The organism is Trichlorobacter thiogenes, assembly GCF_900167465.1.
GTDB classification, from domain to species: Bacteria; Desulfobacterota; Desulfuromonadia; order Geobacterales; family Pseudopelobacteraceae; genus Trichlorobacter; species Trichlorobacter thiogenes.
Window position 1 is genome coordinate 363,448 of sequence record NZ_FUWR01000001.1, and the last position, 13,949, is coordinate 377,396.

General features: G+C 55.4%; 12 protein-coding genes. 3 read left to right on the forward strand and 9 right to left on the reverse strand.

All coding sequences use genetic code 11. From position 1 onward, the window contains the following. Nucleotides 1-14: 14 nt before the first annotated feature. The gene (locus B5D39_RS01720) at nt 15-1,229 is read right to left on the reverse strand and encodes an efflux RND transporter periplasmic adaptor subunit (protein ID WP_078788655.1); all 1,215 of its coding nucleotides are present in this window, start codon (nt 1,227-1,229) and stop codon (nt 15-17) included. Between the two features lie 330 nt (nt 1,230-1,559). Between B5D39_RS01720 and mtnA the strand changes: the two genes are divergently transcribed. Genes mtnA through B5D39_RS01735 form a run of 3 tightly spaced genes read left to right on the forward strand, consistent with a single transcriptional unit; the run spans nt 1,560 to nt 7,058 of the window. Next, complete coding sequence (mtnA, locus tag B5D39_RS01725) at nt 1,560-2,600, forward strand: S-methyl-5-thioribose-1-phosphate isomerase (RefSeq protein WP_078788977.1); 1,041 nt, start codon at nt 1,560-1,562, stop codon at nt 2,598-2,600. Between the two features lies 1 nt (nt 2,601). Beyond that, nucleotides 2,602-5,805 carry a bifunctional [glutamate--ammonia ligase]-adenylyl-L-tyrosine phosphorylase/[glutamate--ammonia-ligase] adenylyltransferase gene (gene glnE, locus B5D39_RS01730; protein ID WP_078788656.1) on the forward strand — a complete coding sequence of 1,068 codons (3,204 nt, stop codon included), beginning with the start codon at nt 2,602-2,604 and terminating at the stop codon, nt 5,803-5,805. Next, nucleotides 5,802-7,058 (forward strand): glutamate-5-semialdehyde dehydrogenase, encoded by a 1,257-nt coding sequence (locus B5D39_RS01735; protein ID WP_078788657.1) that lies wholly within the window; start codon nt 5,802-5,804, stop codon nt 7,056-7,058. The genes glnE and B5D39_RS01735 overlap by 4 nt, the downstream gene beginning before the upstream one ends. 115 nt (nt 7,059-7,173) lie before the next feature. Here the strand turns inward: B5D39_RS01735 and B5D39_RS01740 are convergent, their stop codons facing one another. The 8 genes from B5D39_RS01740 to B5D39_RS01775 form a co-directional block, all read right to left on the reverse strand. Then, nucleotides 7,174-8,748 carry an NAD(P)/FAD-dependent oxidoreductase gene (locus B5D39_RS01740; RefSeq protein WP_078788658.1) on the reverse strand — a complete coding sequence of 525 codons (1,575 nt, stop codon included), beginning with the start codon at nt 8,746-8,748 and terminating at the stop codon, nt 7,174-7,176. Between the two features lie 4 nt (nt 8,749-8,752). Further along, complete coding sequence (locus B5D39_RS01745) at nt 8,753-9,157, reverse strand: response regulator (protein ID WP_078788659.1); 405 nt, start codon at nt 9,155-9,157, stop codon at nt 8,753-8,755. 6 nt (nt 9,158-9,163) lie between these two features. Continuing rightward, the gene (locus B5D39_RS01750) at nt 9,164-10,363 is read right to left on the reverse strand and encodes a hybrid sensor histidine kinase/response regulator (protein WP_078788660.1); all 1,200 of its coding nucleotides are present in this window, start codon (nt 10,361-10,363) and stop codon (nt 9,164-9,166) included. 18 nt (nt 10,364-10,381) lie between these two features. After that, a complete protein-coding gene (locus tag B5D39_RS01755; RefSeq protein WP_078788661.1) occupies nt 10,382-10,834 on the reverse strand; it encodes a universal stress protein in 453 nt (150 codons plus the stop codon). Between the two features lie 14 nt (nt 10,835-10,848). After that, complete coding sequence (locus tag B5D39_RS01760; protein ID WP_078788662.1) at nt 10,849-11,229, reverse strand: response regulator; 381 nt, start codon at nt 11,227-11,229, stop codon at nt 10,849-10,851. A 129-nt stretch (nt 11,230-11,358) separates the two neighbouring features. Continuing rightward, nucleotides 11,359-12,201, reverse strand: coding sequence for a helix-turn-helix domain-containing protein (locus B5D39_RS01765; protein ID WP_078788663.1), 843 nt, complete (start codon nt 12,199-12,201; stop codon nt 11,359-11,361). A 9-nt stretch (nt 12,202-12,210) separates the two neighbouring features. Beyond that, nucleotides 12,211-12,957: a tetratricopeptide repeat protein gene (locus B5D39_RS01770; RefSeq protein WP_078788664.1), complete on the reverse strand. Its 747-nt coding sequence runs from the start codon at nt 12,955-12,957 to the stop codon at nt 12,211-12,213. 68 nt (nt 12,958-13,025) lie between these two features. Then, nucleotides 13,026-13,943, reverse strand: a complete 918-nt coding sequence (locus B5D39_RS01775) for a PfkB family carbohydrate kinase (RefSeq protein WP_078788665.1) — start codon at nt 13,941-13,943, stop codon at nt 13,026-13,028. Between the last annotated feature and the right edge of the window lie 6 nt (nt 13,944-13,949).

Here is a 13,949-nt window from a genome sequence, read left to right on the forward strand (position 1 = left end):
ACGAATACCTCTGGCTACATCCGCGGTCCCATGGGCGAGCCACCCATGCCGGATGATTTTTTCTTTGTCTTGTCAATCTGTTCTACGATCACCTGATCGCCTTCCTTCAGACCACCCTCAACAAGTTCGACAAAGCTGGCATCGCCAAGACCGGTGGTGACCGGTACCGCCACCGGCTTATCCTCTTTCAGCAGATACACCTTCTGTTGCGCTCCGCCAGACTTGCCTTTACCACCCCCTGCCGGTCTTTGGCCTGCCTTTGCTGATTTCTTATCCGTATCTGTCTTGGGGCGGAAACGCAGTGCCGCAGCAGGCAGCTTCAAAACGCCATCACGGCGGCCGGTCTCAATCGAGACATTGGCGGTCATGCCAGGCTTCAACTGCAGGTCCTTGTTATCCACCTGCACCACCACAATATAGGTGACCACGTTCTGGACCGTAATCGGGGCAGAGCGGATCTGGGTGACACGTCCCTTGAAATTGCGGTCAGGGTAGGCATCAACCGTAAAGCTGGCAGCCTGATCCAGACGGGCACGGCTGATGTCTGCCTCATCCACGCTGGTCTCAATCTGCATCTTGGTCAGGTCCTGGGCAATGGAAAACAGGGTCGGGGTCTGAAACGAGGCAGCCACGGTCTGGCCCACATCAATACTGCGTGAAATAACAACGCCATCCACCGGAGAACGGATCACCGAATTTTTCAGGTTAGTCTCAGCCTGCATCAAGGTGCCACGGTACTGAGTCACGCCGGCCTCAGCCGACTTGATCCCTGCCAAGGCCGAATCATACGCGGTCTGGGAGGCATCAAAATCACTCTGGGCAACAATCCCTTGGCTGATCAGCTGTTTATTACGCTCAAGGGTCCGTTTGGCATCCGCCAGAACGACCTTTGCCTTCTGCAGGTTGGCCTGGGCATTCAGGAAGTTGCCTCTGGCCTGCTCAACCTGGGCAAGAAACAGGGCCGGATCGATCTCGGCAATCACCTGTCCTTTTTTCACCCTTGAGTTGTAATCAACCAGCAGTTTTTGAATGGTTCCAGACACCTGCGAGCCAACCTGCACCGTGGTGACCGGATTCACCGTGCCGGTGGCTGAGATGGCAGCAACAACGTTCCCTTTTTCAAGCGGGACCGTCTTGTAGCTAACCTTGGGGGCGCGTCCGAAAAAGAACCAGACGCCAGCGGCGATGGCACCAACAAGTATGATGGCTATAATAATATATTTTTTCATGATTCAGCAGATTACGCACAAAAAAACCCCGTGTCAACCGACACGGGGTTCGTTGTTGTCTGCCTGCCGATACGCTTTCGGCAGGCTAGCTTCGGCACCCTTCCTTGCAGTGGGATACCGGACGGATTCTAAAGTGTGCAGTCCACATAACAGGATTCTCCTTTCGGGCGGAGTTAACTGATGTATAAAAATAATAATAACCGCTACCACAAAAGTCAATCCCGCAAGCGTCATTTACTTTGTAATGCCGCCAATGACGGCTTTTGCTTGAAACAGACCGTGGCCGACGTTATAACTGTTCCGAACAACAAACAAAACGAGGTGCCACAGATGTCTTTCCGAACCATAGAATGGCGCGATGACGCCGTGATCATGATTGACCAGACCCGCCTGCCGATGGAAGAGATCTATCAACGCTACACTGATTTTAATGCAGTGGCAGAGGCGATCAAGGGGATGGTGGTCCGCGGGGCACCGGCCATCGGCGTAGCTGCTGCCATGGGCGTTGCCTTGGGAGCGCGGGAGATCATTGCCGACACCCAGGAATCATTCTTCCGCCAACTTGATAATGTCTGCGATGTGATGGCCCGCACCCGGCCAACGGCAGTCAACCTGTTCTGGGCCATTGAGCGGATGAAGCAGAAGGCACAATCTCTGAAAGGCAGCCCGCTGGACACGATCCGGGCCGGACTAAAGGAAGAGGCGATCCGGATTGAGGCAGAAGACCTGGCCATCTGCAAAAATATCGGCAAACACGGCGCAGATCTGATTCCAGTTGGGGCAACAGTACTGACCCACTGCAATGCCGGCGGTCTGGCAACTGCAGGCTACGGCACCGCCCTGGGGGTAATCCGGGCAGCCCATGAGGCAGGTAAAAAGATTCAGGTCTTTTCCGACGAGACCCGCCCCTGGCTGCAGGGGGCCCGCCTGACCACCTGGGAGCTGATGAAGGACAAGATCCCGGTCACGCTGATCTCAGACAACATGGCCGGTTTCTTCATGTCACGGGGCGAAATCACCTGCTGCGTGGTGGGTGCCGACCGGATTGCTGCCAATGGTGATACCGCCAACAAAATCGGCACTTTCAGTGTGGCGGTGCTGGCCAAAGAGCATGGTATTCCGTTCTATGTGGCAGCTCCGGTTTCCACTCTGGACCTGTCCCTGAGCGACGGTTCACAGATCCCGATTGAAGAACGCCCGACAACCGAAGTCACCCATATCCGCGGCCTGCCGATTGCACCTGAGGGGGTTAAGGTGCGTAACCCCTCCTTTGATGTGACACCGGCAAAGTATATTACCGCCATCATCACCGAACATGGTGTGGCCAAGGGTAACTACCAAGAGGAGCTGGCAGCCCTGGCTGCTGTCTGATATGCCAGGCACCCGTTTTGACCATAACTTTTCCTGGATCATGGCCCTTGAGGATGAGCCGTCCCGTGATCAGGAACTGATCCGGCTGCTTGAGCAATCCGGCTTTGCCTATGGCGCCCGCTCGGCAACCAATCTGCTGCTGATGGCAGGCCTCTTTTCCGCTGAAACCCTTCTGAAGATTGCATTGGCAGCGCTGCATACCCCTTCGCCGGACATGGCCTTAAACGGCTTTGAGCGTCTGGTGGGGATACTTGACCGCAGCCACCTGATGACCGTCATCGCCAATCGTAGACGTCTGAGTCAGTGCATGTTCCTGTGCGGAGCCTCGCCTTTTCTGACCAACCTGATCTTTAAGGAACCGTCCTTTTTCTCCCGCCTCTTTGCCGACAATGAACTGGATCAGTCCCGCACCAGGGCCGAACTGCTGGCTGCCCTGCGTCGCAACACACCGGACCATGCTGACCTGCAGAGCTTAATGAAGGTCTTGCGTTGTTTCAAACGCTTTGAAATCCTGCGGATTGCCGCCCGCGACCTGAACGGACTGGCACCACTGGAAGAGGTGACCAGAGAATTATCAGATCTGGCAGCGGCCACGCTGCAGGTGGCCTACGAGACCTGCCACCACCTGCTGACACAGGAGTATGGCAAACCGCTTAAGCAAACCGATGATGGCCCCCGGACAGCCGTAATGACTATCCTGGGCATGGGCAAATTCGGGGGCCGGGAACTTAACTTCTCTTCTGACATCGATATTATCTTCTTTTATGAGACCGATAACGGCGAAACCGCTGGTATTGACGATGACCGTGGCGGGCGCAAGGGAGTGATCTCCCTGCATGCCTTCTTTAACAAACTGGCTGAGCAGGTCACCAAGGCGATGAATCAGGTCACTGAAGACGGCTTTGTCTTCCGGGTGGATGTGGGACTGCGACCAGAAGGCAAATCAGGCGACATGGCGGTATCGCTGCGTTCTGCCGAGATCTACTACGAATCATGGGGACAGTCCTGGGAGCGGACCGCCATGCTCAAGGCCCGGCCAGTGGCTGGTTCACGGGAACTGGGTGAACAGCTGCTACAGACCCTGATCCCCTTTGTCTATCGCAAATACCTCGACTACACCCTGATCGAGGATATGAAGCTGATGAAGCAACGGATTGATGCCTCCCTGACCCGTAACCGTGAAGGAGAGATCAACCTGAAGCTCGGCAGGGGTGGTATCCGGGAGATTGAGTTCTTTATCCAGGCCCTGCAGCTGGTCTATGCAGGCAAGATGCCCCGCCTGCGTGAACGCAACTCACTGATTGCGCTGGAACTGCTGGCAGAGGCAAAGCTGATCAGCGATGATGACCGCCAGCAACTGAGTGATGCCTACCGTTTTCTGCGTACCGTTGAGCACCGTATTCAAGTGGTGCAGGAACGCCAGACCCACAGCCTGCCGACCAAAGAGGATGAACTGCTGGCACTGGCCCGCCGCAGCGGTTTCCTGCGGGATAACGGACTGCAGCGTTTCAAAGAGACCCTTGAGCAACATCGCCAACGGGTAGCCGCCATCTTTGGCAGCCTGTTCCACAGCCGCGATGAACAGTTGCAACAGCAGCAGGCAAGGCCGGAAATCCTCTATCTGTTGGATACCAAGGCAGAACCGGATCTGGTCAAGGATATGCTGGCAGAACGGCGGCTGGAGGATGTGGACCGCGCCTTTGATAACCTGGCCCTGCTGCGCAGTGGCCCGATCAAGGGCAATGTCACTGAACGTAACCGCCGTATCCATGCCCAGATCGCGCCGCCATTCCTGCAGGCATTGCTTGATGCACCTGACCCGGATATGGCCCTGGCCCATACAGAGCGTTTTCTCTCGGCAATTAGTGGCAGATCATCCTGCTATGCCCTGCTGGCTGAAAACCACGATGCCCTGCGGCTGCTGGCCACCCTGTTCGGCACATCTGCCTTCCTGTCCAAGATCCTGATCAGCCACCCGGAACTGCTTGAATCAATGGTGGCCCACACCTACGCCTCCATGGTCAAGCCACGGGAGGTAATGGATGAAGAACTTACAGGCCTACTGCTGCAGGCAGAGGATTTTGAAGAACGGCTGGATGTCTTGCGGCGTTACCGCAATGAAGAGTTCCTGCGGATCGGCCTGAACGACATTCACGGCCATCTGGGCCAGGGCGCGATTGCCTCCCAGCTCTCCTGCCTGGCCGAGGTCTGCCTTGAAGAGGCCTACCGGCTGGCCACCACCGAACTGGCCCGCTTTGGACGCCCCCGCTATCAGGATAACAGTCAGTTCCACAGCGCAAGCCTGGCGATCGTCGGCATGGGTAAACTGGGTGGTGAAGAGCTCAATTATCACTCAGACCTGGATATCATCTTCATCTACGACCATCAGGGGACCACTGACGGTGAAAAACAGATCAGTAATCACGAGTACTTTGCCAAGCTGGCCCAGAAGCTGATCTCGATCCTCTCCACCGCCACCCGTGAAGGCTATGTCTACAAGCTGGACACCCGCCTGCGCCCATCGGGCAATGCCGGACCGCTGGTTACCTCGCTGGAATCGTTTCTGACCTACCACCGCACAGAAGCCCAGGTCTGGGAACGTCAGGCCATGGCAAAGGCCCGGGTGGTACTTGGCGAACCTGTCCTGCGCAGCAGCATTGATGCCGTTATCCGGCAGACCGTCTATGGCGCGTCACTGGGAGAAGAGGGAAGACAGGAGATTCACCGCCTGCGGATGCGGATGGAAAACGAGATCGCCAAAGAGACCGCCGGTTCCTACAACATCAAGACCGGTCGCGGTGGCATGGTGGATGTGGAGTTCATCGCCCAGTATCTGCAACTGCGCTACGGCCAGCGCTACCCTGAACTGCGCACCCAAAATACGGTGGTGGCGCTGAAAGAAGTCCAAATCCTCGACATTATTACCGAACAGCAGGCAGACATCCTGATTGCCGGCTACAAATTTCTGCGCAAGCTGGAAAACCGGTTACGCCTGCTGCATGACCACTCCATCAACGACCTTGCCGGGGACCAGCGCTACTTGGACAAACTGGCCCGCCGTCTGGCCTATGATCCGCAGCTGCGGCATCCGGGCGAGGCACTTTTGAAAGACTATGAGGCCACCACGGAAGGGATTCGGGATGTCTTTGAACGGATTCTGGGTGAGTTGGCAGAAGAACATGTTATCAAGGAGAACACCCCATGACCATTGCAGAACAGGTAGCCACCATAGCCAAAAACGCCCGCCAGGCCTCCATTGCCTTGGCCCGGCTTTCCACCACCGTAAAAAATGAAATGCTGCTGAAGATGGCCGAAGCCCTTGAGGCTGGCAGCGCCACGCTGATTGCCGATAATGCCAAAGATCTGGCAGCGGGCAAGGAGAAAGGTCTATCCGATGCCATGCTGGATCGCCTGATGCTGGATACCAAGCGGATCAAAGGGATGGCTGATGCCCTGCGCGAAGTGGCTGGCCTGCCAGACCCAGTAGGCGAGGTCACGAAGATGTCGAAACGGCCCAACGGGATCATGGTGGGTAAGATGCGGATACCGCTGGGGGTGATCGGGATTGTCTACGAGTCCCGTCCCAATGTGACTGCCGATGCGGCAGCACTCTGCCTTAAATCCGGCAATGCCGTGGTGTTGCGGGGCGGCTCCGAGGCAATCCACTCCAACCGGGCCATTGCTGCCATTCTGCAGGGGGTGATGAAGGAGCTGAATATACCTGAAGCCGCCCTGTCTCTGATCCCGTTCACGGAACGGGAAGGGGTGCTGGAGATGCTGAAGCAGGAGGAGCTGATTGACCTGATCATCCCCCGTGGTGGCGAGAGCCTGATCCGCTTTGTGGTGGAGAACTCCCGCATCCCGGTCATCAAGCATTACAAAGGGGTCTGCCACCTGTTTGTGGATGCCACAGCTGATTTTGAGATGGCCACCCGGATCATTATCAACGCCAAGACCCAGCGCCCCGGTGTTTGTAACGCATTGGAAACACTCTTGATCCATAAAGATGTGGCAGCTGCCTTTATCCCGGCCTTTGCCAAGACCCTTGGTGATCTTCAGGTAGAACTGCGGGGAGATGAGGAGTTCAGAAAGTACGCACCCCAGGCAAAGGTTGCCACGGAAGAGGATTGGGCTGCCGAGTATCTGGAGCTGATCTTGGCCTGCAAGGTGGTGGATGATATGGATGCGGCCATTGACCATATTAACCAGTATGGCTCGCTGCACAGCGAGGTGATTGTGACCAGCAATTACGCCAATGCCCAGCGTTTTATCCGGGAGGTCAACTCTTCCTGCGTGCTGGTCAATGCCTCCACCCGCTTTAACGACGGTGGCCAGTTGGGCCTGGGTGCTGAGATCGGCATCTCCACCACCAAGCTGCATTCCTTTGGTCCAATGGGGCTGGAAGATCTGACCACCACCAAGTTTATTGTCTACGGAGATGGGCAGGTCAGGAGTTAAGCTTTAAACACCCTAACGCAGAGAGGCATGAGGAGCAGAGATACAGAGAAAACAAAGCTTTTGGTTTTAATGCGCCCCTATTGGTTTATGCTTTTCTCTGCGTTAAGGTCTATTGTCAGCTCATCTGTTCCGCAATCTTATCCGCCACCCGTACCCCATCCAGGGCCGCCGACATGATCCCCCCTGCATAGCCTGCACCTTCACCACAGGGATACAGGCCGCGCAGGGTGGGGGACTGGAAGTCCTCCCCCCGCAGAATTCGTAGCGGGGCTGAGGTGCGGGTCTCCACCCCGGTTAAGGTCGCCTCCCGTGTCACAAACCCTTTCATCTTCCGATCAAATGAGACAATTCCTTCTCGCAGGGTCGTGCTCACATACTCTGGCAGCAGGGTTGCCAGATCTGCCTCAACCGTGCCAGGACGGTAGCTTGAATGGTAGCTGCCAGTGCCCTGACCGATGAAGGCCAGCAGGTTCTGGGCCGGGGCATGGTAGTTGCCGCCACCAGCGGTAAAGGCTGTCCGCTCCCACTGTTGCTGAAAACGAACCCCGGCCAGCGGATCGCTACCATCAAAGTCTTCGGGACGCACATTGACTACCAGAGCACTGTTGGCAAGACCGGAATCCCGCCCCAGATTACTCATGCCATTAACCACCACCATCTCTGCCTCAGAAGAGCTGGCAACCACCAGCCCACCTGGACACATGCAGAAGGAATAGCAGCTGCGTTTGGTCAGATCGTTATTGTAGGTCAGGGCATAGTCAGCCTTGGGCAGGGCAGGGTGGGGCTTACCATACTGGATCCGGTCGATCACCCCTTGGGGATGTTCCACCCGCAGGCCAATGGCAAACGGCTTGGGCTCCATCACCAGATTCTGGCGGGACAGCATGGCATAGGTGTCTCTGGCGCTGTGGCCAATGGCCAGTACCAGATGTTTGCAGGGAAGTTCGTCCTGACCATTGCTGCGTACAGCGCTCAGCTGGCCGCTGTTGCAGACAAGATCCGTCAGACAGGTGGAAAAACGGATGTCAGCACCGCTTTCCAACAGACCCGCCCGCAGGGCGGCGACCACGCTACGCAGCCGGTCCGTACCAACATGGGGCTTGGCCTGGTAGCGGATCTCCGGCGGCGCGCCAAAGCGGATCAGTTGATCCAGCACCCAGCCGGTATTGGGGTCACGCAGGCGACAGGTCAGCTTGCCATCGGAAAAAGTACCGGCACCACCTTCGCCAAACTGGACATTGCTTTCTGTATCAAGCTGGCCATCCCGCCAGAAGCGAGCCACATCTTTAACCCGCTCCTCAACCGGCTTGCCCCGTTCAAGAATAGTAGCAGCAATACCGTAGGCTGCCAGCCGCAGGGCACAGAACAGTCCGGCCGGTCCCATGCCGACAATCACAATCGGATCAGTGCTGCTACGTTTGGTAAAAATCTGTGGGGTTTCAACCGGAAGCTGCTCAAGATTGGGCGTGCCCTGGTGACGTTTCCAGAAACCGGCCTCGTCGGCCAGACTGAAACTCACGGTGTAGACCAACAGCACCCGAGGTTTTTTACGGGCATCAACCCCCTTGCGCAGGATGCGGAACTGTTGCAAGACGGCAGGGTCAAAACCAAAGAATTTTGCTGTCAGTGCAATCAGACGGCCTTCATCCTCGCCTGGCTGGAGGGTGAGATTACGAAAAAGAAACGGCATGGTATCAGTTGAGGGTGGCCTGGGTCTTGGCGCGTTCGATCAGTTGTTCAACCAGAATCACGATATCAAGTGGCGCGGTGGATTTGGGAATATGGAAACGGGCCCCCATTTCAGGGGTTTCATGTTCGTGGGGCCCTTCCTGAAACATGGAGGTCAGCAGGATAATGATCGGCTGCCGCTCGCCAGCCACCCGGTTGATCTCCATGCAGGTGCTGACCCCGCCCATACGGGGCATGACCAGGTCAGAGATAACCACGTCAGGAAACTTTTCAAGGTAGAGCTTTACCCCTTCAATACCATCGCTGGCAACAAAGACCGTGAACCCGTTTTCCTTGAAGGCATCCGAGAGAATCCGCTGAAAAAAGGGATCATCATCAATAACAAGAATATTAGCTGCTGTAGCTGTCATGAACCCTCAGTGAGTACCCTTTGCCTGTTCACGGGGAATGGTTACCAGAAACGTGGTGCCTGCCTTTGATGTCTGCTCAACCACCACATTGCCATGGTACAAGCGGGCGATACGCCGTGCCACCGGCAGCCCGATACCGGTACCGCGACTTTTGGTTGAGAAAAACGGTTTAAAGATGGCCTCCAGGTGCTCAGCAGCAATCCCGCTGCCATTATCTGCAACACGAATCTCGATTAACCCTTCCGGACTGGTGATCTGAATTGACAACTGTCCACCCTGTGGCAACTCTTCAACCGCATTCATCAACAGGTTGGTAAAAATCTGCTCCAGCTCTGTCCGATCAGCCTTAATCGGGGGGACCGCTTCAGGGCAGTTGAAGCTGACCTTGATCTGACGCGCCTCGATCTGTGGCGAAAAGATCTCCAGTGCATCCTGCACGACCTGATCCAGTCGGATATCATCCACCACCAGCCGGGTCCGGTTGGCAGCATCCACCAATTTGCGGATGATACCATCAATCCGGTCCACCTCTTTCAGAATCTTACTGAGGTAGTCGCCGATCTCCACCTCTTCTACCCCCTGCCCCAGCAGCTGGGTAAAGAGTGAGATGGAGTTGAGCGGATTACGGATTTCATGGGCCATACCGGCCGCCAGATACCCCAGTGCAGCCAGCTTCTCAGTCTGCGCTATCTCGCTCTGGGCCCGGTGCAGCGCCTCAGTCCGCTCCTGCACCCTGGTCTGCAGTTCGCGGTTCCAGGTTTCGATCTCCAGCAGCAGATGCTCACGCTCTGCCTGCAGCGCCTGATTGGCCAACTCAATCTCCCGCAGCTTGAGCACTCCCTCAATACGGTCAGACAGGATGCGAGTGTCAAACGGTTTCAGCAGGTATTCCGAGGCCCCGGCCTTCATCAGTTCTACCGCCAGCTCTTCGTTGCCCCTGCCGGTTGCCATAATGACATAGCAAGAGGGGTACTGAGCCTTAATCTCCAGCAGGGCAGAGAGACCGTTACGATCAGGCAGCTGGTAATCCATCAATACCAACTCCGGCTGATGCGCAGCCAGCTGAGCTAAACCATCGGCAGCGGTTCCGGCAGTCAGCACACGATAGCCTCGGCGCTGCAGAATTATGCTCAGCATCGTTTGAATTGCTGGATCATCATCGACAACCAGTACGGTTGTCGTGACGGCTAGATCACCTGGGTGCATGCAGCAACGAACCCGGCGTTATGGTGTGACAGGAAGGCGGATAGTCATAACCGGACAGGGGGCGCTGCGCACCACCCGTTCTGCAGTGCTGCCAAAAATCAGGTGATCAAGACCGGTGCGACCGTGGGTACCGATGACAATCAATGAAATTTCCTGCTCTGTTGCAACGCGGATAATCTCTTCGTAGGGGACACCGGCAACCACTGATGTTTCAAAGGCGCTGAACTCTTTAATATTTTCAGTACAAAATGTTTCCAGCATCTTAACGGCGCCGGTTTCAATCTCTTGCTCCAGCTGTTCAAAGGAGATATGGGGCACGTAAAAACCACGCAAATCTACCGGCTCATTGATGACATGCAGTACCAACAAAGATGAATTGAAACTCTTGGCCAGCGTCAGGGCGTATTCGCAGGCAACCTCAGAATAGTCGGAAAAATCAATTGCCAGCAGGATTTTTTCAAAACGTTTCATCAGTGATTCTCCTCTCACGTGGCAGGCGGCGGGAACATCTTCCCCATCACCTTTCGCAGCTCCTCCAGCCTCAGAGGCTTGTTCAGATACTCAAAGGCGCCCAGGTTCAACGCCTCAAGGTAGGATTCAACCTCACCAAAGGCGGTAATCATGATCACGTTGCTGGTCGGGTATTCCCGATTCAACTCACGCAAAAAGGTAAGTCCGTTCATCTCCGGCATATTCAGATCGGTAATAATCAGTTCAGCTGGATTGTTTCTCAGGCTGCTTAACGCCTCTAAACCGTTTGCAGCGGTATTAACCTCATACCCTTCGCGGCTCAAAAGACGAGTCAGGGCGATACGAGTGTTTTCCTCGTCATCAACCACCAGAATTCTTTTGAGCTGTTCTGCCACGCCTCACTCCAACCAGAAAAGTACCTGCTTGAGGTAAGTCTAACACGGCGTCCCGGTCTGTCAAGGCGAGTGGATAAACCTTTATGACAGGTATAGTGGACAACGGCCATAGCAGCCAAGAAATCCCGGTTACTGCTTGATCCCATGTGCATCAAGAATGATATAGGCCGGTTTGCCGGGTGATGCCTGTAGCTTCAGGGGGGTGCCGTTCAGTTCGATCTCAACACTGGAGGCATCTGTCAGGTCCAGGGCAATGGTGCGGGCTGCCTTCCACTCAATCAGATCACCACTGGTCAAGTCATACCCCTGGGAAGCAGCATCATCAATAATCACGGACAATGAACTGTTCCGGTTAACCTTCATCCTGACCATGAAACCATCACGCGGCTTTATAAGGGGAACTGCCGGCTCTGCTGATTTTTCCACAACAGGTGTTTGAACTGTTTGCGGTTCAGGGGTGACCGCAGGTGCTGCCTGAACGCTGGAGAGAACCGGCTGAACAGCAACGGTCGGCACCGGCTGCGGTTGTTGCTGAAGCGGTGGTGGCAGGGGGCGTTTTGGTGCAGAGGGTGCCATAAACATGGCGGATACAATCAACGCAACCAGCAACACAGCAGGCAGGAGCAGGCGTTGCCAATTGAAGCTGAAGCCGACTGTTGTCTGATGAGCCTGTTCTGTCTTGGCCGGCTCATCAGAAAGAGCTGCCTCCTGCTGACCAGCCAGCTGAATCAGCTCTTCTGACTGCAGACCAAGATAGGTTGCATAGGTTCTGAGGAATCCTTTGAGATAGGCCGGACTGGGAAGGTCCTGAAAACGATCCTCCTCCAGGGCCCGCAGGTAGGTTTTACCGATTTTGGTGGCTTCAGCCGCCTCTTCAATCGAAATATGGCTAAATTTGCGACAACGGCAGAGAATAGAGCCAACGGTATGCTGTTCTGCTTCGTCAATGGTCACCTGCTGATCATGTTCCACTGTCGGCTCCTACCTGAGCAGGTCAATATAACCCATAGCACTGTGACCAATTTCAGAATCAGGTGAAATCCTGACCACTTCTTTAAAGGCAGCCTTGGCTGCTGCCAGCTTGCTTTGCTTCATCAATGCCAGCCCAAGATGAAAATGTGCCTGGTTATAATCAGGCGCGATCTCAATGGCACGGCGATATTCATCAATAGCCTGCTGTGTTTTACCCTGGGCAAACAGCACACGTCCGGTGGTTACCTTAATCATTGGATTACGCGGATCAGCAGCCCGAACAGCCTGCAACTCCTCCAGGGCCGAGCTGTAATCCCCTTTGCCAAGATAGGCCAGAGAGAGGTTAATCAAGGCATGGTCATGATGGGGATAAAACAGGTCATCCTTGACAGCCCGAAACTGTTGGATGGCATTATCCCAGCGACTGGTTTCAAGATAGAGCACCCCTAAATCATTACGGGCTTCTGAATAATTGGGGCGCAGGGCCAGGGCCCGCAAAAAACGTTGTTCCGCAAGATCAAGACGTCGCTTACCGGTCAGGGCCCGCCCCAGATTGTATTGCAGCTCTGCATTATTGGGGTCCATCTTTTCCGCTTCCGTTAAATCGGTCAACGCTGCGGTGTAGTTACGCTCCTCAAGGTATGAGACCCCCATCTGGAAATGATACGAGGCGGGACGCCCGCTTGACGAGGTGGCAGCACACCCGGTTAGTGTGGATACAACCACCAGAACTGTCAGCAGGGTTCCATAGCGCATGGGGGCTCCTTGTTGTTGGCTAAAAACACGTAACATGCTGTAAAAGCTACCAGACAACCGTATGCTTGTCAATTAAACCCCAGATCCCGAAAACTGGTCAACCCCTTGAAGCTGCGATAGCGGGCCTCAATCTCCGGATAGGTCAAACGCTTCATCCGGTTCAGACTGAAATCCTCCACATTGAAGGAGGCCATCACCGAACCAAAAACCAGGGCCTGCCGGATCCCTTCTTCAGACAGGTCACCGGTATTGGCAAGATAGCCCATGAATCCACCGGCAAAGGTATCGCCAGCACCGGTTGGATCAAAAACCTCTTCCAGGGGCCAGGCCGGTGCGGCAAAAACGGTATCGGCAGTAAACATCAGCACGCCATACTCGCCCCGCTTTACCACCAGACGCTTGCAGCCCTGGTTGATCATCTGACGGGCCGCCTTAACCAGGTTTGCCTCACCGGTCAGCATGCGGGCCTCCCCCTCATTGATCACCACAATATCCACCCGCCGCATGACCTCTTTCAACGCCTCCGGCTTGGAGGAGATCCAGAAGTTCATGCTGTCGCAGGCGGTCAGGCGGGGTTTCTCCACCTGATCCAGCACCTGCAGTTGTAGTTCAGGGTCTATATTGGCCAGAAAGAGGACATCAGTATTGCGATACGTCGCAGGCAGTTCAGGCTTGAAATCCAGCAGCACATTCAACTGGGTGTCAAGGGTCTGGGCCTCATTCAGGTCATAGCCGTACTTGCCGGACCAGTGGAAGGTCTTGCCCGGAATCCGCTGCAAGCCCTGCAGATCGATCTCCCGCGACTTGAGAAAGCTGACATGCTCTTCAGGGAAGTCCTCACCCACCACCGCCACCAGCGAGACATCGCTGAAAAAGCTGGCCGAGGTGGAAAAATAGGTGGCAGAACCGCCCAGGACATTCTCTCCCTTGCCAAAGGGGGTCTCTACCGTATCAAAGGCAACCGTACCGACAACAACAATACCCATTATAGA